This is a genomic window from Micromonospora violae, from assembly GCF_004217135.1.
GTDB classification, from domain to species: domain Bacteria; phylum Actinomycetota; class Actinomycetes; order Mycobacteriales; family Micromonosporaceae; genus Micromonospora; species Micromonospora violae.
In genome coordinates, this window is sequence record NZ_SHKK01000001.1 from 1,192,336 (window position 1) to 1,213,396 (window position 21,061).

Annotated in this window: 12 protein-coding genes and 2 pseudogenes; 9 read left to right on the forward strand and 5 right to left on the reverse strand. The window is 67.7% G+C overall.

The window, feature by feature from the left end; genetic code table 11:
* Positions 1-33 precede the first annotated feature (33 nt).
* Together EV382_RS33255 and EV382_RS33260 are read left to right on the forward strand one after the other, a co-directional pair.
* Positions 34-216, forward strand: coding sequence for a hypothetical protein (locus EV382_RS33255; protein ID WP_244236547.1), 183 nt, complete (start codon positions 34-36; stop codon positions 214-216).
* A gap of 49 nt (positions 217-265) precedes the next feature.
* Complete coding sequence (locus EV382_RS33260) at positions 266-466, forward strand: hypothetical protein (protein WP_244236548.1); 201 nt, start codon at positions 266-268, stop codon at positions 464-466.
* Positions 467-669: 203 nt separating this feature from the next.
* Here EV382_RS33260 and EV382_RS33920 read toward each other — a convergent pair.
* Positions 670-768 (reverse strand): annotated as a pseudogene (locus EV382_RS33920) (hypothetical protein); the annotation flags it as partial.
* Positions 769-856: 88 nt separating this feature from the next.
* On the opposite strand from EV382_RS33920, the pseudogene EV382_RS05285 reads away from it, so the two are divergent.
* The 4 genes and pseudogenes from EV382_RS05285 to EV382_RS05305 all read left to right on the forward strand — a co-directional run.
* A pseudogene (locus tag EV382_RS05285) lies at positions 857-1,180 on the forward strand (IS607 family transposase); the annotation flags it as partial.
* Positions 1,177-2,556 carry an IS607 family element RNA-guided endonuclease TnpB gene (gene tnpB / locus EV382_RS05290; RefSeq protein ID WP_130400484.1) on the forward strand — a complete coding sequence of 460 codons (1,380 nt, stop codon included), beginning with the start codon at positions 1,177-1,179 and terminating at the stop codon, positions 2,554-2,556. The pseudogene EV382_RS05285 and the gene tnpB, both read left to right, overlap by 4 nt.
* A 655-nt stretch (positions 2,557-3,211) precedes the next feature.
* A complete protein-coding gene (locus tag EV382_RS05300; RefSeq protein WP_130400485.1) occupies positions 3,212-4,375 on the forward strand; it encodes a M48 family metalloprotease in 1,164 nt (387 codons plus the stop codon).
* Between the two features lie 240 nt (positions 4,376-4,615).
* Positions 4,616-10,333 carry an RHS repeat-associated core domain-containing protein gene (locus EV382_RS05305; protein ID WP_130400486.1) on the forward strand — a complete coding sequence of 1,906 codons (5,718 nt, stop codon included), beginning with the start codon at positions 4,616-4,618 and terminating at the stop codon, positions 10,331-10,333.
* Positions 10,334-11,066: 733 nt separating this feature from the next.
* Here EV382_RS05305 and EV382_RS05310 read toward each other — a convergent pair.
* Positions 11,067-11,462, reverse strand: a complete 396-nt coding sequence (locus EV382_RS05310) for a hypothetical protein (RefSeq protein WP_244236549.1) — start codon at positions 11,460-11,462, stop codon at positions 11,067-11,069.
* 113 nt (positions 11,463-11,575) lie between these two features.
* Here EV382_RS05310 and EV382_RS05315 point away from each other — a divergent pair, with 113 nt between their 5' ends.
* A complete protein-coding gene (locus EV382_RS05315; RefSeq protein WP_130400487.1) occupies positions 11,576-12,103 on the forward strand; it encodes an NUDIX domain-containing protein in 528 nt (175 codons plus the stop codon).
* 194 nt (positions 12,104-12,297) lie between these two features.
* Here EV382_RS05315 and EV382_RS05320 read toward each other — a convergent pair whose 3' ends face one another.
* The gene (locus EV382_RS05320) at positions 12,298-12,957 is read right to left on the reverse strand and encodes a hypothetical protein (protein WP_130400488.1); all 660 of its coding nucleotides are present in this window, start codon (positions 12,955-12,957) and stop codon (positions 12,298-12,300) included.
* On the opposite strand from EV382_RS05320, the gene EV382_RS05325 reads away from it, so the two are divergent.
* Positions 12,956-13,273, forward strand: a complete 318-nt coding sequence (locus tag EV382_RS05325; protein ID WP_130400489.1) for a hypothetical protein — start codon at positions 12,956-12,958, stop codon at positions 13,271-13,273. The genes EV382_RS05320 and EV382_RS05325 overlap by 2 nt on opposite strands.
* Before the next feature lie 35 nt (positions 13,274-13,308).
* The gene (locus EV382_RS05330; protein ID WP_130400490.1) at positions 13,309-14,070 is read left to right on the forward strand and encodes a hypothetical protein; all 762 of its coding nucleotides are present in this window, start codon (positions 13,309-13,311) and stop codon (positions 14,068-14,070) included.
* Between the two features lie 15 nt (positions 14,071-14,085).
* Here EV382_RS05330 and EV382_RS05335 read toward each other — a convergent pair whose 3' ends face one another.
* Positions 14,086-14,721: a hypothetical protein gene (locus EV382_RS05335; RefSeq protein WP_244236550.1), complete on the reverse strand. Its 636-nt coding sequence runs from the start codon at positions 14,719-14,721 to the stop codon at positions 14,086-14,088.
* Positions 14,722-14,866: 145 nt separating this feature from the next.
* Positions 14,867-21,052 carry a S8 family serine peptidase gene (locus EV382_RS05340; protein ID WP_130400491.1) on the reverse strand — a complete coding sequence of 2,062 codons (6,186 nt, stop codon included), beginning with the start codon at positions 21,050-21,052 and terminating at the stop codon, positions 14,867-14,869.
* Between the last annotated feature and the right edge of the window lie 9 nt (positions 21,053-21,061).

Here is a 21,061-nt window from a genome sequence, read left to right on the forward strand (position 1 = left end):
GCCTCTCCGGTCGCGCCCGAACGCGGTGTCATCGTGGCGTTCTTCCGGCAGGCTCGGGTTTGCGGATTTGAACCGGGCGATCGGTTTGCCGGTGGTGCGGGCGACCTCGGTGATGAGCTGGTCGCCGTCACCCAGAAGGTGGTGTCGGCGGCTTCGACGGTGAAGGTCGATCCGGCGTGGGCGACCGCCGGAAAGGTTCTTCCAAGCTGGCGGTAGACCATGGAAGTCGATGGCCAGAGGCTGTGGGCGATGACAGGATGCGGTGATGGAATCGACCGTTCCAGCGGAAAGCCTGCAAGTCGCGGACGTCATCCGGCTGGAGAGGCCGCACGGAACGCTGCGAGCCCGGCTGATCGCCGTGCAACACCGGGTGCACGGCATCAAGATCGTTGGTGTCAACGAACAGGGCCGGCAGTGCTCGTTCGGGATGAAGTACGGAGAGTTGGCGGCGAGGCTCGACGGTTGATCGGCGACGGCGGTCAACGGGGATGACATGCCTTGGACGAGGATCGGCATGAGGTTCCCGTGGGTTCGATTTTCCTCGGTCGCCGGGTGTTCGGGTCTGCTGCACCGATAGGTGACATCTGAGATGGTGAGGAGCCGATCCATTTCGGCCACTGGCAGCGTCGGCGCCGCAGCGGCCGCGCACGCCACCCAATCGCTTGGATCCGCGACTAGGGCGCGACGCGCGTGGACCGGAAGGTTCGGGTGCGCGGCGACTGCGTGGCGAACCGTGCTGTCGGGGTCGGTGGCGAGGCGTTCGGCCAACTTGACGGGCAGGTCCAGATCTCGGGGGGCTGACAGATGTCGGCGTGTCGGTCGTCAGTTGTGCTCGCTGGTCGGCATAGTTGGTGTCGTGTCCACCCACCGGATCGGCCGGCTGATCATGGTCGGGAATCTGGTCACGGGAACGGCGGCCGAGGCCGGGGAGACCGTGGTGTACGCGCGGGTGTCGTTAGCCGATCAGAAGGCGGATCTGGACCGTCAGGTCGCCCGGGTGTCCGTGTGCGTCACCGGGCAGAAGCTCGGCGTGGATCGGGTGGTCACCGAGGTCGATGACGATCTGGTTTGCGACGTCACCGAGGTCCTGACGTCGCTGTGCGCCCGCCTGTGCGGTCGTCGCGCCGCCGCGAGCCGCGCCCGCCGCGCAGTCGAAGCCGCCACCGGGGCTCGGGTGTGAAGACGATTCAGGCGTATCGGTTCGCCCTCGACCTCACCCCGGGTCAGGAACGTGACGTGCTCGCGCATGCTGGGGCGGCCCGGGTCGCGTTTAACTGGGCGCTGGTGAAGGTGAAGGCGGTCATGGACCAGCGGACCGCGGAGCGATCGTACGGTGTGCCGGACGAGGCGTTGACGCCGTCGCTGTCATGGTCTCTTGCTGGGTTGCGCAAGGCGTGGAACGTCGCTAAGCCCGGGGTTGCGCCGTGGTGGGGTGAGGTGTCGAAGGAGGCGTTCAACACCGGCTTGGATGCCCTCGCGCGCGGCTTGAAGAATTGGGCTGACTCCCGCGGGGGCGCGCGGGCCGGGCGGTCGGTCAGGTTTCCCCGGTTCAAGTCCCGCCGCCGCAGCACTGCATCAGTGCGGTTCACCACCGGGGCGATCCGGGTCGAGCCCGACCGTATGCACGTGGTGCTGCCGAGGCTGGGTCGGTTGAAGCTGCACGAGTCGGCCCGCAAACTCGCCCGGCGTGTGGACAACGGCACCGCCCGGATCATGTCCGCGACCGTGCGGCGCGGCGGCGGACGCTGGCACGTGTCGTTCACCGTCGACGTCGAACGGGCCGAACGCTTCCCTGCCCGGCCGCGGTCGGTCGTTGGCGTGGACGTCGGGATCACGCACCTTGCGGTGCTGTCCACTGGCGAGTTGGTGGACAACCCGCGCCACCTGGCCGCCGCGCAGCACCGCATGCGCTCGTTGGGCCGGGCGCTGTCACGCAAGACCGGCCCGGACCGGCGTAGCGGAAGACGGCCGTCGAAGCGGTGGGAGCGGGCAGCTGCGCGGGCCGGTCGGGCGCACGCCCGGGTCGCTCATCTGCGCCGCGACGGGCTGCACAAGCTCACCACCCGGCTCGCGCGTGAGTACGCCACCATCGTGGTCGAAGACCTCAACGTGGTCGGGATGCTGGCCAACCGCACGCTCGCCCGGTGCGTCGCTGACGCCGGGTTCGCGGAGATCCGTCGCCAACTGGCGTACAAGACCAGGTGGAACGGCGGCCGGCTGCTGCTGGCCGACCGCTGGTATCCGTCCTCCAAGACCTGCTCGGGCTGCGGCACGAGGAAAACCAAACTGGCCCTGTCCGAGCGCGAATACACCTGCCAGGCGTGCGGTCTGGTCATCGACCGGGACCGCAACGCCTCCTTGAACCTGGCCGCCCTCGCGGCCGAGTTCGACACCGCCGGGAGTGGCCCGGTGGCAGCACGTGGAGCCGACCAGAAGACCCGCGTACGCGGGCAGGTGGCGACGAAGCGTGAACCCGGCACGGCATCCGCCGGTCAGACCGGGACCGTCCCGCCGCAAGGCAGGACTACCAACCATGTGTTTACTAAAGCGCACTGAGAGGTAACGGCCAGGCACCGCATGCGCGGATCCGGGTCGGTGGCGAACCGGCGCAGGGTGTGTGGTGGGAACGTGAATTCGTCGGCGGGCCGCCAGTTCGTCTTCTTCTTGTCTGGCTGGAACTCGCGGTCGATACGTTCGGCTGTGGTCAGGTCGACCAGGTGCGGGGCGTGTGTGGCCATGGTCGTACGGACGCCGCTGTCGTCGTCGTTGAGCAGCCGGATGACCGCGTCGGTCGGCAGCGCCCGGCTGCGTGCCGCGCAGCGACGGAGTCTCGCATGATCATCGCAGGCGGTGCTGCCCCGGTTTGGTTGGCCACCGCGGGAGTTGGGTAGACGCGGCAGGTATTCCATCGACTCGCCGGGCTCTGCTCGACCCCGTCCACCGCCGTTGCGGCCCGCGTCGGAGGGCGAGGGGCGTGGAAGTGCCTGCGCTCGGGAACCCACTCGACGTCCCTGGCCGCCCGGCAGGTGCCCAGCATCTACACTCCGCCCTCGTGCCGACGAAGACGACGAAGATGACGCCGCCGAGCAGGTGTCCGGCCTGTGCTCACGACCTGGTCCTGCTGGAAGCGGGGGCGCTGCGGTGGTGCCCGGCCTGTCGGTGGAACCTGGACGTGTATGACCCCGCCCTGGCTCCGTGGCGCGGCACCAGGATGGTCGGCCGGTGGGGGTTCCGCCGAGGGCTGGAGCTCGACCGGGCGACGCAGGAGGACCTGCTGGCGGACCCGGAGGCGCGCCCGGCGGAAACGTCGTCGGTGGAGGTGTGGCTGTTGGTGATCTCGGCGGTGCTGGCCCTGCTGGGGTTGGCCGCAGTGGGTTACCTGGTCTGGCTCGTCGTGGCCAGCGACCTGCCGCCGGGGGTACGGCTGGCTCTGGCGATCCCCGCTGTGCTTGTTGTGCTGCTGGTCAAGCCCTCGTTCGGGCGGGTGCCGAAGTATGGCGTGCTCACCGAGCGCGAAGCCCCGCAGTTGCATCGTCTGGTGCGGGAGGTAGCTGAACTCGCCGGGACACCGGTTCCCGATGTGATCTGTGTAGACCTGAGCCTCAATGCCGGCGTCGCCCGGTTGGGCTGGCGTCAGCGGTCGGTGCTCGTCATCGGGATGCCCCTGTGGGTGATGATGCCGCGGTCGGCTCGGGCTTCGCTTCTGGCCCACGAATTGGGTCACCTCGCAAACGGCGATCCGCTTCGGGTACGCAGGACCCTGCTGGCGAGGACGTTCGGCGCCCGGGCGGTAGCGGCCACCGGTGGGCGGAATCCCTGGCGGCGGGCTATGCGCGCGACGGACTCACTGGCTGAGCAGGGGAGCGGGGCCTTTGTCCTCCTCGGAATGATCGTCCATGGAATTGTTGCTCTGGCCAACGTCGCCGGTGCGACCGCGCAGCTGCTCGTCGACACCGTGGCGATGCCGGACAGCCGGCGCGCCGAGTACCGGGCCGACCTGGTCGCCCGCCGGGTCGCCGGCAGCGCGCCATTCCTCCGCTCCTGCGAGACGGCCCTGCTTGCCGACCGGATCTGGCAGGACCTGTGGCATCTGGCACCCCGGATCGACGGCGATCACATGGAGGCGATGGCTGCTGAAGCCCGGGAACGCCTGTCCGCTCACCTGCCGATGGCCCGTCAGCTCAGCCGGCGAACCACCGACCTGTGGAGTACCCACCCGGGCGAAGATCAGCGGATGCGGCTGATCGAGGCCCTGCCTGACGTCAACGGAGCCCTCTACGTTGACGATATCCGTTGGGCCAAGATCGACACTGAGCTCGCGCCGTGGCGCCGCGCCGCCCACAACGCCCTCCTCGGGACCCGGGACCGCTTCTGAAACGTTTGATGGCTGCCACTGACGCGGCTATGACGCACGTCACGGGATTCGCCTTCTTGACTGGCGTCGGTTACGTGGCGTAGTGAATCAAGCTCAGCATGGATCTGTCATAGATGGCGTGCGATTCCGGCGACGTCCTATGTGGATGCGGTTGTGTGGTGAGCGCCCAGGGGGACCATGCGTAGAGATCGGTAGCCCTATCGTCTCTGCCACTGCTCCTTGATCGATTGGACGTGTGGCATGGGACGTTGGCGCCGTCGTGGGCTGGTCGGGGCGGTTGTCGCGTCTCTGATGGTGTCCCTGGTGCCGTACGTGCCAGCGCAGACGGCGGCGCAGCGACAGCCGTCGACGCAACCCGCGGAGACACTCGACCACGATGGTGGCCCGGTGGCCGCGGGTGAGGTCTGGCGGCAGAGCCGGGTGACCTCCACCCCTTCGCCGGCACCGAAGTTGCCTGCCCCCGCAGCCGCGCGGGTCGACCTTGTGGCGACGTCGGCGCGGGCGGCCGGCAACCGTGGTGTGCAGGCCGGCTCGCTGCCGGTCTGGGTCGACCGGGGCACTGGCAAGGCCGGCGAGCCACTCACTCAGCTCGACGTGAAGGTCGTGGACCGGGCCACCCTCCCGCAGGCCTGGCGTGACGGCCTGATGGTGCAGGTGGTCGCTCCGCAGGGCGCACCGACCGGCGTGGCGAAGGTGTCAATCAACTACAACTCCTTCCGGTACGCGGCCGGTGGGTCGTGGGCGTCGCGCCTGCGTTTGTGGCAGGTGCCGCAATGTGCGGTGAGCAACCCCGCCAGCCCGGGCTGCCGCTCGGTGCCGCTGCCCACCGTGAATGACACCGCTGCGGGTATCGCGACCGCCGACGTGAGCGTCTCCTCTGCCTCGACCTCGTCCGGGTCGTTGCTGATGCTCGCCGCCGCGTCATCCGGGACCGACGGTGACTTCGGCGCGACCGGCCTCGCCCCCTCGTCCACCTGGTCCAGCGGCGGTAGCGCTGGCGAGTTCTCGTGGAACTATCCGTTGCGCGTCCCACCGGCGACCGGCCCGGCGCCGTCGGTAGCTCTGAACTACTCGTCCTCCACGGTCGATGGACGGTCGACGGTCACCAACAACCAGCCGTCGTGGATCGGTGAGGGCTTCGACTATTCGTCCGGCTTCATCGAGCGGCGGTATGTGCCCTGCGCCGAGGACATGAAGAACGGGGCGACCAACACCGCGAAGACCGGTGACCAGTGCTGGGGCTCCGACAACGCGACGATGACCCTGAACGGCCACGTCGGTGAGTTCATCTACCAGGCGGGTAAGGGTTGGCACTCTCGCTCCGAGGACGGCTCGACGATCGAGAAGCTGACCGGTGCGACCAACGGTGACAGCGGTGACGCGACCTACGGGGACGTGGGGGAGTACTGGAAGGTGACGACCACCGACGGCACCCAGTACTTCTTCGGGCGGCACAACCTGCCCGGCCAGACGGCCGCGACGAATTCGACCCTGACGGTGCCGGTGTTCGGCAACCACGCGGGTGAGCCGTGCGCGAAGGGCACGTTCGCCGGGTCGGACTGTGTGCAGGCGTGGCGGTGGAACCTTGACTACGTCGTTGACGTGCGCGGCAACACGATGTCGTTCTGGTACGGCAAGGAGACCAACAAGTACGCCCGTAACGTGACCGATTCCGACGATGTGACCTATGACCGGGCGGGCTACCTCACCCGCATCGACTACGGTACGTACGACCGGACGACCGCGACGCACGGTGTCACCGAGCGTAGTGCCACCCCGTACGCGCAGGTCCTGTTCGGCACGGATATGCGGTGCTTTTCCAACTGTGGGACCGAGGCCGCTCCGGTGACCGGGAGTTGGAAGGACACTCCGTGGGATCAGGAGTGCAAGGCGTCGGCGACGTCCTGCCCTCTGCAGTACACGCCGACGTTCTGGACGACGAAGCGGTTGAAGTCGGTCATCACCCGGGTGTGGGACACCACCAAGTCGACCCCGGGTTGGCAGAACGTCGAATCCTGGACCCTGGGTCACACCTTCTCGGCGACGGCCGACTCCACCCACGAGGGGCTGTGGCTGGACCGCATCGACCACGCGGGTCTCGTCGGTACGGCCATCAACCTGCCGCCGGTGACGTTCGAGGCGACGTCACTGCCGAACCGGGTGTACACCGAGCACAGTGCGACCGACAACTGGTTGCGTCTGTCGAGCATCGTCACGGAGACCGGCGCCCGTATCAAGGTCGACTATTCGTCGCCGGAGTGCACGGCCGCGATCGTCGGCGTTCTGGCGCCGCACACCAACACGCGGCGCTGCTATCCGGTGCGGGTGCCGGATCCGCAGGATCCGACGGGCAACACGTTGGTCACCGAGTGGTGGCACAAGTACCGGGTCGAGCACGTGGCCCAGGATGACGTGCAGTTGCCGAAGGGGAAGTCGCCGACCACGCACACCTGGTACGACTATCCCGGTTCCCCGGCGTGGCACTTCGACGACGATGACGGCCTGACCAGGCCGGAGCGCAAGACGTGGGGGCAGTGGCGCGGCTACGGGCAGGTCAATACCCGGGTCGGGGACAGCGGCAACCCGCAGACGTTGACCAAGACGACGTTCCTGCGTGGTATGCACGGCGACAAACTCAGCCCGTCGGGCGGCACTCGCAGCGTGCCCGCGCCGGCGTCGCTGGGCTCGGAGACCGTCTACGACGAGGACCAGTTCGCCGGACAGATCCGCGAACAGGTCGTCTACAACGGCGTCGACACCAAGCCGGTGTCGAAAACGGTGAACGTGCCGTGGCGGTCGAGCCCGACCGCGAGCCGTACCATCAACGGCGATCTCGTGGAGGCACGGTTCGTCAACACCCAGACCACCTACGCCGCGACCGCGTTGGGCGTCGACGGGTCCCGGGGGTGGCGTACCTCGCGTGAGACCAGCGACTTCGACCAGACGTACGGCACGGTCAAGTGGTCCCAGGATGACGGCGAGTATCCGAAGGCCGGCGACGAGACGTGCACCACGTACACCTACAACAGGAATCTGAGCAAGAACCTCACGCAACTGGTGAAGCAGACAACGACCACCGCCTTGCCGTGCGACAAGGCCCCCACCAGTGTCGACGATGTCATCTCCGACGCCCGCGTCTACTACGACGGTGCGACCAGCGTCGACACCGCTCCCACCTTCGGCTCCGGTACCAAAGCCGAGCAACTCAAGGATTGGACGTCCGGCACCGGGACGGTGTGGCAGACGACCTCGCAGGCCACCTACGACTTTGCTGGTAAGCAGCGGACCTCGACCGACATCAGGGGTAACGTCACCACCACCGCGTACACCCCGGCGGTCGGCGGGCCGATCACCCTGGTCACCAGCACCTACCAGCTGAACTGGTCCTCAAAGGTGCAGACGAACCCGTACTGGGGATCGACCACCCAGACCACCGACCCCAACGGCAAGGTCACCTCGACGATTCAGTACGACGCGCTCGGCCGCGTGGCCAAGGTGTGGACCCTGGGGTGGACGTACGCCGCGAATCCGAACACCCCATCGGCGCAGTACACCTACACGTTCGCTGACGGACGCGACAGCTACCCCTACGTCACGTCGAAGACCCTGAACGTCGACGGTGCCTACGTCACCTCGTACCAGATCCTCGACGGGCTGCTGCGGGCGCGGCAAACCCAGTCGCCGTCGCTGGGCGGTGGCAGCGACCGGGTCGTCACCGACACCCTCTACGACGAGTACGGGCGGGCGGCGGCCACCTACGCCGCCCACGCCGAGCCCGACATTCCGTCCGGCGTCTTCTGGTCCGAGCCCGACTGGTCCGTACCCGCGGTGTCCCGGACGGTCTATGACCAGGCGTCGCGCCCCACGAACAGCATCTTCCTCGGCGGCGACACCACCACGAATCTGCTGGAGAAGTGGCGCACCGTCACCAGTTACGAGGGTGACCTGACCAAGGTCACCCCGCCGAAGGGTGGCACCGCCACCACCACGGTCACCGACGTGAAGGGCCGCACTGTCGCGCTGCGGCAGCACACGACGTCCTCCGGTGTGAACGGCGCCTACCTGGAGACGACCTACGCCTTCAACCGCAAGGGCCAGGCGACGAAGAACACCGACTCCGCCGGAAACGAGTGGATCAACGAGTACGACGCCAAGGGTCGTCTCTGGCGCACCACCGACCCCGACACGGGCACCACCACCAGCAGCTTCTACGACGACAACTCCCTGCAGAAGACCGTCGACGCCCGCGGCGAAGCGCTCTGGTACGTCTACGACCAACTCGGCCGCAAAACACAACTCCGCGACGACTCCGCCACCGGCCGGCTGCGCTCCGAGTGGAAATACGACGCTCCTTACGGCGAGCCGGACAGCGCCAAGGGGTACCTGAGCCAGAAGATCCGCTACGACTACGACTCCGCCGGCAAAGCCAGCACGTACAAGTGGCAGATCCGCAACTTCACCGAGCGTTACCAGCCGACCGGCGTCAACTACGTGATGCCGTGGGACTCCGACCTCGGCGACACCTACGTCTTCGGCTACAGCTACTCCCCGTACACCGGCGAACGGACGAAGATCGCGTACCCGGGCGGCGGTGACCTCGTCGGCGAGCAGCTCACCACCGACTACGACGCCAGGACCGGTATGCCGGTCCGCCTCGACACCAGCCTCACCGCCTATGTGGGCACGTTGGCGACCGCCACCTACACCGCGTACGGCGAACGTAGCGGTTCGATCTACAAAATCCCCGGAAGCAGCAACTTCACCCAGGAGACCATCTACCGCGATGAGGCAACCCGCCGCGTCAACCGCACCACCATCGAGCGGTCGGTTTACGCCGGCACCGTGTCGGACCGCCGGTACACATACCAAAACGCCGGCACCATCGCGTCGATCACCGACACCCCGCAGGTCGGTGAAGCGGATACCCAATGCTTCCGCGACGACGCACTGGGCCGCTTGACGACCGCCTGGACCCCGAAGGCCGGGGTCTCCTGCGGCACGGATCCGGTCGTCGCCAACCTCGGCGGGCCGGCACCGTACTGGCAGGACTGGACCTTTACCGACACCGGCAGCCGACGCACCGAAACCAGCCACGACAGCAGCGGGAAGACCACCCGCACCTACCGCGTGCCCGACGGCGGCCCGGGAGCCGTACGACCCCACGCCGTCACCAGAATGACCACCGCAACCCCGGGTCAGCCGACGCAGACCCACAACTACACCTTCGACGAGTCGGGCAACACGACCTGCCGGCCCGCCACCAACGTCCTCAGCAACAACTGTGTGTCCAGCGCCAACAACCAATTCCTCAGCTGGGATGCCGAGGGCAATCTCGCCACCGTCAGCTTCGCCGGGAAGACCATCGAGACCAACCTCTACGACACCGACGGAGTCCGGCTCATCCGCCGCGACGCCACCGGCACCACCCTGTACCTACCCGGCCAGGAGATCCGCTTCCAAGGTGGCGTCACCACCGGCACCCGCTACTACGACTTCGCCGGCACGACCATCGCCAGCCGCACCGCGGGGTCGTCGGTCACCGACCTGACCTGGCTCTACAGCGACCACCAAGGCACCCAACAGATCGCCATCAACGCCGGCACCCAACAGGTCGACATCCGACGGCAGACCCCCTACGGCACACCCCGCGGAACGAACCCTACCTGGCCCAACACCAAGGGCTTCGTCGGCGGCGACAACGACCCCACCGGCCTGATCAACATCGGCGCACGCCAGTACGACAAGACACTGGGCCGGTTCATCTCCGTCGACCCGCTCATGGACCTCACCGACCCACAGCAATGGAACGGCTACACGTACGCCAACAACTCGCCGGACACCCCGAGCGACCCTTCGGGACTGCTCTGGATCAACGACCGAGGCAGGGCATACGGGCTGCCTGCCGGCACGGTGTGGCAACGCTCTGATGAGCCTGATGATTCAGGAACATCACGATGACTCACCGACATCAGGCTCGTCAGCAACCCCGACCCCAGCCCACCGGCTTCGCCGCCGACCCGCCGCCAGCCGGTTCCGGGGGGTCAGCCATTCTGGACTTCACCCAGGCATTGGCTGGCGAAGTCGATCCATCCTTTCGTCGGGCGTGACGCCCGACCCGGTTGGTTCGACGGGTTCACGGTCTCAGCCGACAGCGAGATACCATGCGCCCTCTCGCCGGCGGCCTCCCTGGTCACTGGCGGCAGCCGGTAGGTAAACACCTTTCGATCCGGGTCGTACCTCATCCGAACTTCGCCCTGATAGTCCGTCGCATAGATCCCGTAGCTCAGCGTTACCACAATGGCGGCGGGGTTTGCGTCCGTGTCGTCCAGCCGAACGACCACCTCGGGCCGCTCGGGCGGGTCGGGCGGTGGACAGGAGAGTGGATCCACTCGGCTTGGCGTCGCGGTTAGTGACCAGATCCCGGGTACCAGTTGCGCCGCCGCCCCGCCAGAGGCGGCCGATGGGGAAGTGGACACCACGGGCACCGCGGTCGGTGTCGGCGTGGAGGTGTCGGGGCGTGTGCCGCCCGCCGCATGCGGAGACATCGTCGTTGTCGGGAACCTGCCCGGTGGCACGCCCTGCCGCTCTTGGTCGAAGCAGCCAGACAGGATGGGCAGTAGGAGCAAACAGGCCACGACGGCTACGCCCTGCCGTCGGCGCAGTGCGCCGGTGATCGGACCTCGGCCCCGAATCACCGCGACCGTTTGTCCTCGACGTGTACGACGTCAAGCTCATGGCCGTCCTGGTCTCGCTTTCTGCGTCCGTACAGACCAACGGCCAGATCGCTGCTGTCCGAAATCTCGTCCGGCCCCACGTAGGTCAGCACGTCGTTGTGGTGGCCGTAGACCACCCAGCCGGGACCGGGATCGAGGGTGATGGTGCCGAAGTCTCCAGCCGGTGAGCCGCTGTGGACGGGGCCGTACTCACGCAGGATGTCGACGGCCTGCGCGGCGAGGTCAGCGTCGGGTCCGGGGTCTGGTAACACGACGCACGTGGCGTGGGCGAATACGACCCAGGACTTGCTGTCACCTTCGATGATGCGACGCCAGGTTCCGGCTAGATCATGCTCGGACATGGCGATGATCATCCCCGAGTTGCTGCACCAGCGCTACCCGCGAAGCGGCCCGAGGGACAGCGTGCGAGGGGGCAGCGGCGCACCGGCGGCGTGAGAGCGTCCGCGACCACTGGTTGGATGTCCTCATGGAGGATCTTCCGCTGCTGTCGGCCGACGAGTTGCTGGACATTGTTGACGAGCATGACCGGGTGGTGGGGCAGGCGCGGCGGAGCGAGGCGTACGCGGCGAGGTTGCGGCATCGCTGCGTATTCGTGCTGGCACGGGACGCCACCGGACGCATCTTCGTGCACCGTCGGACGGCGCGGAAGCTCGTCTTTCCGTCGCTTCACGACATGTTCGTCGGTGGTGTGGTTGGTGCGGGCGAGTCGTACGACGAGGCGGCGCTACGCGAAGCCGAGGAGGAGTTGGGGGTGCCGACGCTGCCCGCACCGGTGCCGCTGTTCAAGTTTCTCTACGAGACGCCGGAGCACACCTGGTGGTCCTTCGTCTACGAGGTGCGCTGCCCAGAGACGGTGACTCCGCAGGCGGAAGAGGTCGCCTGGCACGCGTTCTTGACCGAGGAGGAGCTGACACAGCGACTCGCCGAGTGGGCTTGGGTGCCGGACGGCGTGGAGGCGTATCGCCGGCTGCTCGCCTGGCGGGCCACCAATTGAGGGGCCGGGCCACCAACTGAGTGACACGGGAGCGCGCACACGACCGGTAAGGACGCGGTCAATCGCATCGTCGGATTGTGGTCTCGGCGAGCGCCTACCCCCCAAGAGTTTCATGGTTCACGTACGGTGGTGCTGTCTTCACAGGCGCCAACAGCGAGGTTCGTCTGTCTGACACGTTGGGGGGGGCGATGCGGTCACGGCCGAGCTATGAGGATCGGTTGACCCTGGCGAGCCTGGATTTCCTGGGGGATCTTCAGGATCTGCGGGAACGTGTCCAGCAGTTGCCCGATCAGCGAGGCGATGAGTTCCACGAAGATGCTCAGCATCAGGGCGCGGACCAATCCGACTCCGTCTGGGTCGGAGTCGACGCACGTGGACGTGTCACGAGCCTTGACATCAGCCGTCGATGGCGTGATCGCCTCGTGGTCAGCGATCTCCCGCTGGCGTTGTATGAGGCTTACACCGCCGCGGTGCGGAAGTCGATGGAGGCCGGTGCGCTGGCTTCGGCGCGAGGTGCGCCCGTTTCGGCTGACCGTCCACGAACGTCCCTGGCCCTGCCGGAGCCGGAGCTGGGTGATGACGAGTGGCGTCGAGCCCGGTGGGACCGACTCGACGCCATCAGAGCAGAGCTGCGTCGGCTGGCTGAGCGGGACCCGTCCCCTTCGCGGCAGGAGCGTGCGGTGTCCGGTCCAGACGGATACGTGACGCTGCGACTCCTGGGGGAGGATCTTATCGGTATCACCGGTGAGGTCGGCCGGATCGCCAGGGCGGATGTGGAACTGATCCGCACCGATGCTCTTGCCGCGTTCCAGCGAGCCGGGTTGTGTGCTGATACATGGACGGAGGGCTGGCATGCCTGATATCGAGGTCCTCACCGATGCTCTTCGGGACGAGGCAGGCAGATGGCGCAGGCTGGCGGAGGAGATGGGGGACGTGGAGCGGGCGGCGAGTCATCTCGACCTCGCTCCGACCGCTTTCTTCATCGGCGATGCCAACACGCTGTTGCACTCCTTTGCATACGACAGCTTCCAGTCGTTCATGTTCAATGTGATTGCCGGAGCGGTCGTGGAGTTCAGGCAGATCGCTGAGGCGCTTGACCGGGTAGCCAACGCATATGACCGGGCGGATGCGGTCGTCGAGCTCGACTTGAACGCCATCTATCGGGCGTAGTGCCGACCATTGATTGTCGGGGGAGGACACCAGCGGTGGCACCAACGAATGAGTTGGAGCAAGCGATCCTTGAACAGAAAAGTATGTTCCTCGACGCATTTCAGGCGATCGAGCCGGGGGCTGAGCTCCTGGTCGGGAAATTCAACGAGCTCGTCGGTGAGGTAGGTCAGTCGGCCTGGTTGCTCGGACCGGCCGCGACCTTCATGGTCAGGCGGGATCTGGGGGATATTCAGGATGCCCTTGAGCAGGTCATCGCCAAAGTAAAGTACGCCTTGGCGCATCAGGTCCCGGTGCTGTCCCTGATATCGGCCGGCGTTGACTGGCTTGCCGAGGTGAAGCGGCCGGTTTCGGAGCTTTCGGTCGCGACGGTCCGGCCGGACAACATGAACTTCGCCAAGTGGATCGGGGATGCGGCGAACGCCTACAACGCCGGGGTCGCGATCCAGCGGGCGGCTGTGGATGAGGTGACGAACAAGGCCGAGTTCATCAGCAAATGGCTATTTGACGTCATCACGGCCAATGTCGATTACGCGATCGGGCTTGCGAAGGTTGTCACGGACGTGTTGGGAAGAATCACTCAGGCGGTGCTCAAGGTGGGGGGTGTGATCACTATCCCCTGGGCCCTGGTGCAGTTGGAAGAGTCAATCGGCGATATCGTGGAGGGGTCGTTCAACTATCTGCTCACCATCGAACAGCGCCTCTTCGACGCCCTGGCGAGAATGCGGGACGTCGCAGGACAGATTGCGGACCACTCGAAGTTCCCGAACGGCAAGTGGCCGCAGATGGTCACTGGATGATGTAGTCAGGCCGCATCAGGCGGTCGGCACCAGGGCGAGTGTCCGTCGGAGCGCCCTCACCGTCTCCCGGGCCAGAAGCTCTGTGGAAACGAACTCGTCACCTCCGACGGCGAGCCAGACCTGCACGACCAGGTTGTCGTCCCGAGCCTGTGCCATGTACTCCGCATACTTGAACCCGGGTTGTGACTGTCGGGTGTATGCCTCCGCCTCGTCGCCGATGCCTTCCAGATCGCCCGCACGCCGCATGCTGGCACCCTGGCGGGCTGTCCCATACAAGCGCACTGCATCTTCGGTCGACGCCGGTGTCGATGCCTCAACCCGAAAATTCGCTTCGTGGCCGTCCGCCGTCTCCATTTCGACCAGACAGGCCGCACCCGGCGCCGCCTGCGGCGGGGTGGGATCTTCTCGCCGCACGGTGAGGGAGAGCGTGGCGAGCGGGATCAGGTCGCGGTGTTCGCAGAGACGTAGGCCAGCCGCGGTGAAGCTGCGAACGGGATCCGCTGGGGGAGTCGCGACGGGACTGGTCGTCTGCGGAGGAGGTCCCTCAGTCTTGGACGGGCCGCCATCCACAGTGTCGTCGCAGGCGGCAACAGCAGCGAAGATCGTCAGGATCGCGACCGCCCGTAGCAGGGGTCGGGGTAACAACGCCATCACACAGAGGATAGTCGGCGCGGCGGCCAACCATTGTCCCGGCGGTGGGCTTCCATCATCGTGACCGGTCGGCGCGTGGTCAGAGCCTCCCCGGCGACCCATGCCGGGGAGGCTCTGACCACTGCTAGCGAATTGTCCGGTCAACTCATAGGCGCGGGTCCTGCTGGACCTTCAGGGCGTTGAGGATCGGGTCGCCCTCGCCCTTCTCGCGGCGAAGCTCGATCGTCAGATCGCCGCCGGCGTGCTCAACGGTGGCCGTGTTCAGGTCCGCGGTCAGCGCACCCACCTTCGCCTGCACGTCGTGGTCGTAGAGCACGACCTTGCCGTCGGCCAGCACGTCGAAGGCACGCTTGCCGACCTTGACCTTCTCGATCTCGGCGAAGTCGAGGCCGATCCGGTACGTCCCGGCGGGGGCGTTCTTGAACACGTAGCTGAACGTCTCGCCGGTCCGCTGGGTGCGGAACAGCGCGTCGTCCTCGGTGCCAGCGATGTCGGCCTTGGTGGTGCGGGTCTTGCCGCCGACGTAGCCCCACGGCCCCTTGCCGAGTTGCTGGTCGGGCGACCAGACGAAGCCGTCGGTGCCGACGTGCCCGGCTCCGCCCACGTTGACGCCCTGCCAGTAGGCCGACGTGGCCAGGCGTACCGGCTTGAGCTGGGCATCGCCCTTGCCGGCGTTCGACGCCACGAGCACGTCCCCGACGAGCACGCCGGACGCGACGCCGGCGTTGTCGGCCGTCGCCGTGACCGTGGTGGACTGGCCGACCGCCAGCGTGACCGGGCCGGTCGCGGCCGCGCCCGTGAGGGTCAGCCACGGAAGGTCGGCGGCCTCGTGCCCGCCGTCGCCGGTGCGCTTCTGCTCGGTGAGCCGCACCTCGAGCGGAGCGGAGCCGGTGTTGGTCACCGTCACGTCGGCCGTCGCCTGCTGCCCCTTGTCCAGCAGCCAGTCGAACTGACCGCCGGTGACGGTGGCGATGCCCGTGGTCAACGCCGTGTCGACCACCTCGGCCTGGTCCTTCTTGGCGATGGTGACGGGGTGGCTGGCGGTGACGTAGTTCGGCGCCGACACCTCCACGGTGTTCTCGCCGACCAGCGCCTGAGCCTTCCACCGGCCCTTCACGTCGGTCGTGATGACCCGCTCACCGTTCGGCCCCTTGAGCGTGACGATCGCACCCTCGATCGGCTTGCCGTCGTTCTTGTCGGTGACCGTGCCCTCGATCGTGCCTGCGGCCGGGAGGGTGTACTCCACGCCCAGGCCGGCCTTCAGAACGGCCTGGTTGACGGAGTGCTGGCCCGCCGGGTTGCGGGTCAGGCTCTCCACACCGACCGTCGCCGACGACCCCTGGGTGAGGGGGTTGTCGCCGCCGACGCCGTCGCCGTACCCGATCTGGATGCGGCCGTCGGCGATCAGGGTGACCGAGAAGCTCACACGAGCCGTCCGGTCGTTGTAGAAGGCGACGTTGCGCCACTCGATGACTTCCGCCGTCAACCCGTCCACCTCGGTCCTACCGAAGTAGATACCGGCCTCGTCGTCGACGACGAGGTCGTCCCAGAACGGGTAGATCGCGTCGATCGGGTACGGCCCCGGCAGTGCCGTGTTGCCTCCCGAGGTGTTGGCGCGGTCGAAGGTCAGCGCACCGTTCGTCGTCACGCACACGCCGTCCCAGGCCGTGTCGTAGAACGGGAACAGGAAGCTGGTGTCGAACCACAGCACGCCGCAGAGGTCGTCGCCGTGCCACCCGGACTCCTGCGCCCCCTGACGGTAGAGCCCCTCGGTCACCTTCATCGTGTACGAGCGACCGGCGGGGGCCACCGGCACGGGGCCCGGCTCCGGCTGCTCGGGCTGGGGCTCCGGCTCCGCGATGTCGGCGCGTGGGTCGAGCGTCACCCGCAGGGCGGCGATGGTCGGGGGCTTCAGGCCCTTCGAGCCCCGCAGTTCCACGGTCAGCGGACCGCCCTCGTGCTTCACGACGGCGGTACGCCAGTCGGCGGCGTTCGGCCCCACAGCCGCGGCCGCGTCGTACGCGTACTCCGTCAGCGTGCCGTCCACGACGACGTCGAACACCCGCTTGCCCTTGGCCGCCTTGTCGATCTCGGCGAACCCGAGGTCGATCGTGTAGGTGCCCTTGGGCGCGTCGGGGAAGCGGTAGAACAACTGCTTGTCCGCCGTGGTGCGCTGCGTCTGGAACAAGGCGTCGTCCGCGGTACGGTCGATCCCGGACCTGGTGGAGGCGACCTTCGTCTTCCCCTCGTAGCCCCACGCCGTCTTGCTGGCGGCCTGGTCGGCGGACCAGGTGAAGCCGGAGCCGTCGGTGAACTTCGCGCCGCCGGCGTTGACGCCGACCTGGTACTTCGTGGTCGTGAGGGTCACCGGGACGTAGGTCTTGGACTGGCGTCCGGTGTCGGACCGCACCACGATGTTCGCGCCGAGGACCCCGGGCTTGGCGTCCTTGGAGGAGAGCGACACCTTGACGGTCGTCGCCTGGCCCGGGGCGAGGGTGCCGCCGGTCGAGGAGAGCGACAGCCACGGCAGGTCGATGATCTGGTCGTCCTCGACGTCGACGAGCACGACGTCGTCGGCGAGCTGGTCGGCCGCCCACAGCGCCCCGGTCGAGTCGGTCTCGAGGCCGCCGCCCTGGCCCACCTTCTGGCCCGGGAACCACCACGCGTTCACCAGCGAGCAGTCGTCGGGGTCGACCTGCAACAGGCGGGTGGGCCGGTTCGAGGTGAGGTCGGTGTACCAGATGGTGTCGGACGCCTGGTTGTAGGCCAGGCCCATCACCTCGGGCAACGGCGGGGCGCAGAAGGACAGCAGCGCACCCGCGTTGTCGTGCGACGTCCCGGCGACGGTGCCGATCATGCCGTTCCACCGGCCGCCGACGTAGAACACGTCCTGGGCCGGGTTGTAGGCCAGACCGGTCAGCGGCAGCGTGGACCAGTCACCCTTGATCTCCCGGGTCTTCTTCCCGGTGGTGCGGTCGAAGCAGTGGATGTAGCTGGCCGGGCTGTCCTCCATCTGGCACATGTCACCGGTCTTGGTGTCGAGCGCCATGTCGAACGCCCGGTAGCCCGGGTTCCACGCCGCGTCGAAGACCTTGCCGGTCGGCTTGCCCGTCACCGTGTAGGCGGTGTTGGTCCGCGCGTTGTAGTCGTGGACCCAGACGTCGCCGTCGTACCCGATACCGGTGGGCTCCTTCTCCGCGATGGTGCCCGGGATGGGGATCCGGGTGATGACGTCGCCGCCGGAGGTCGGGCCGACCTTGGCGGCCGCCTGTGCCTCCGCCTTGGCCACCGTCGCCGCCTTGCCGTCGACGTTCGACGGCTTCATGCCGCCCGCGCCGTTCTTCCACGCGGCGAGGTCGATGGTGCTGGCCCCACCCTTCGCGGTGCGCGCGGTGGCGTCGGCGGCGTCAAGCTCGGGGTGGCGCGCGGCCTCGCCCAGGGTGTACGTCAGCGGCGCCGAGCCGGTGTTGGTCAGCGTGAGCGTGCCGACGCCCTTCTGGTCGGTGCCCAGCACCGCGTCGAGGCCGTCGGCCTTCAGGCCGGCGACACCCGTGGTCAGCCGCGCGTCGACCGTGGCCTTGGCGTACAGCTTGTCGAGCGAGAAGGGGTACGCCGCGGTCGTGTAGTTCGGCGCCTCGACGGTCATCGTGTAGTCGCCGACCGGGAGCTGGCGGTGCACGATGCCCGTCCCGTTGGTCGTGACGCTCTCGACGAGCCCGTCCTTGTCGGCGAACGACACCTTGGCCCCGGACACCGGCAGCCCGTCGTTCTGGTCGACGACGGTCGCGTCGAGGTAGCCCCAGTCGGGAAGGTCGTAGGTGACGATCATCCCGTCATGCAGCACCGGGGCGTTGTCGGAGAACCGGATGCCGTCGACGCCGGCCCAGCCCTGGATGCCGGTGATGGCGCGGGCGCCGCCGGTGACCGGGTCGTCGGTGCCGACGCCGTCGCCGTACCCGAAGATCACTTTGCCCGAGCGGGTGAGCGTGGCCGAGAAGTTGACCGGCTCGGTGTACTCCGACCGGATCGGGTAAGCCCAGATCTTGGCGTTGCGGTACTCGACGACGAACGCGTCCTCACCGTTGACCCTGGTGGCGGCCGTGAAGATTCCTCCGCCGGGGGCGAACTCGACGGGGGTCTCGACGGAGAACGGGAAGATGCCGGCGCCGCCGCTGCCGGGTCCGGTGCTGGTGTCCGGGGAGATCACGCCGCGCAGGCCGATACCGAGGGTGTCGTGGCTGCCGTTGTAGAGCGCGACTGGGAACGGCAACTTCACCGTCGCCCACACTCCGCTGGTGATGGTGACCGGGTCGGTGCCGCGCAGGTACTCGCCTTCGGACACGGCACAGCTGTAGCCGCCCTCGTCGACGACGAGCCCGACCGGGATCTCGCGCGATTCGTTCTGCGCGCCGACGGTCAGCGGGACCGTCGTCGGCGAAAAGCAGGCGTTGGGCTTGACGCCCAGCGTGTACGTGCCCTCGGGGACACCACCGATCGTGAACGCGCCGTTGGCGTCCGTGCGTACCGGCTTCAGCGGCGTGCCCGTGATGGTGACGTCGGCGTTCGGCACGGACTGCTTCTTGTCGTCCACGACCCGGCCGCTGATGTCGTGTTTCGCGGCGGCCGTGAGCGGCAGCTTGACGGAGACGTCCTGGCCGAGGGAGATCGTGACGTTGGCGGTCGCGGTCAGGTAGCCGAAGACCTTGGTGCTGAGCTGGTAGTCACCGACCGGGAGGTTCGTGGTGAACCGGCCGTCCTTGTCGGTGCCGATCGACCGGCTGAACGGGCCGCTGATCGTGACCTCGGCCGCAGGGACCGGGGTGCCGTTGGCGGTGACGACACCGGTGAGGGTGCCGCCCTCCCGGGGCGCGAGCTCGAGGAGGCGGACGAGGTCGAGCCGGCCCTCGCCGTACTTGTTGTTGACCTCGGCGGTGCCGCCGCATTCGGTGTCGTCGACGTCGACGGCGGACTCGCCGAGCAGCCGGCGGGTCTCCTCGACCTGCCCGATGAGGGTCGGATCGTAGCTCCAGAGCGCCGCGACGGCGCCGGCGACGTGCGGGGACGCCATCGAGGTGCCGGACATCTCGGTGTAGGTGTTGCCCGGGTAGGACGACCGGACGCCGTCACCCGGCGCGGAGATCTCGGGCTTGACCCGGCCACCCTCACCCTCGCCCTTGCGGGAGAACGGCGCGAGCGTGCCATCCTCCGTGTACGCGCCGACGGAGTAGGCGCTCTCGGCGGAGCCCGGCGACGAGACGGTGTCGCAGTCCGCGTACGGCACGGTGTTGCCCGACGACCAGACGCTGAAGATGCCCGCAGCGCTCCAGGCCTCGTCGATGGCCTGGAAGAAGTCGTCGAAGTTGTGCTCGAGGGTCTGGCCCCACGAGTTGTTGATGACGTGGGGGCGCTTGGACGGGTCGGGGTTGTTCCCCTGAACGTCGGTCGGGGCGAGCAGCCACCAGCCGGACCGGAGCAGCGACTCGACGCCGCTGTTGTCGCAGCAGCCGTTCGTCGCGATCCACTGCGCCTCCGGGGCGACGCCGACGTGGTTGGTGCCGTCGTCGCCGACCATCGTGCCCATGGTGTGCGTGCCGTGCCCGTTGTCGTCGCACGGCGTACCCGTGCACGAGCCCCGGGTGGCCATCCAGTTGTAGTTGTGGTCGACCGTGCCGTCGGGTTTCGAGCCGCGGTACTGGTTCACCAGGGCGGGGTGGTCGAACTGGACGCCCGAGTCGAGGTTGGACACGGTGATGCCCGCACCGGTGGCGCCCATGGCCCAGGCCTCGGGGGCGTGGATGGCGTCCAGACCCCACGTGGTGGTGCCCTCCCCGGCGGCCTTCGGGGCGGCGGGGCGGGCGGCCTGGTCAGCGGGGAGCTTCTCGTCCACCGGATCGACCAGCGCGACCTGCGGCGTCGCGTGGATCTCGGCGACCTGCGTCTTCGCGGCCACGGTGAGGGCGAGCTTTTCGGTGCCGCCCTTGACGACCACGGCGTTGGCGATCGGGTAGGAGGTGTACTTGACACCGGCCCGGTCAAGTTCGCCGGAGATCGATGCCAGGGAGGTCTTCGCCGCCGCGGTCAGCGCGTCGTAGACGAACTGGCCGCGAGCGGTCCAGTCGGTGATCTTCTTCGCCGGCTCGAGGTCGGCGTTGGTGTCGAACGTGATCCAGAAGTCGGACGCCGGCTCCGTGCGGAACCGGTCCTTCAGGTTCGTGGCGATCTTGTTGGCCGCCGCCCCGGGATCGGGTTCGGCGGCGGACGCCGGTAACGGCTGGATCAGGCTGAGGCCGACCGCTACGGCCAGCGAGGCGGTGAGGGTTCTGAGTCTCATGCAGTGTCC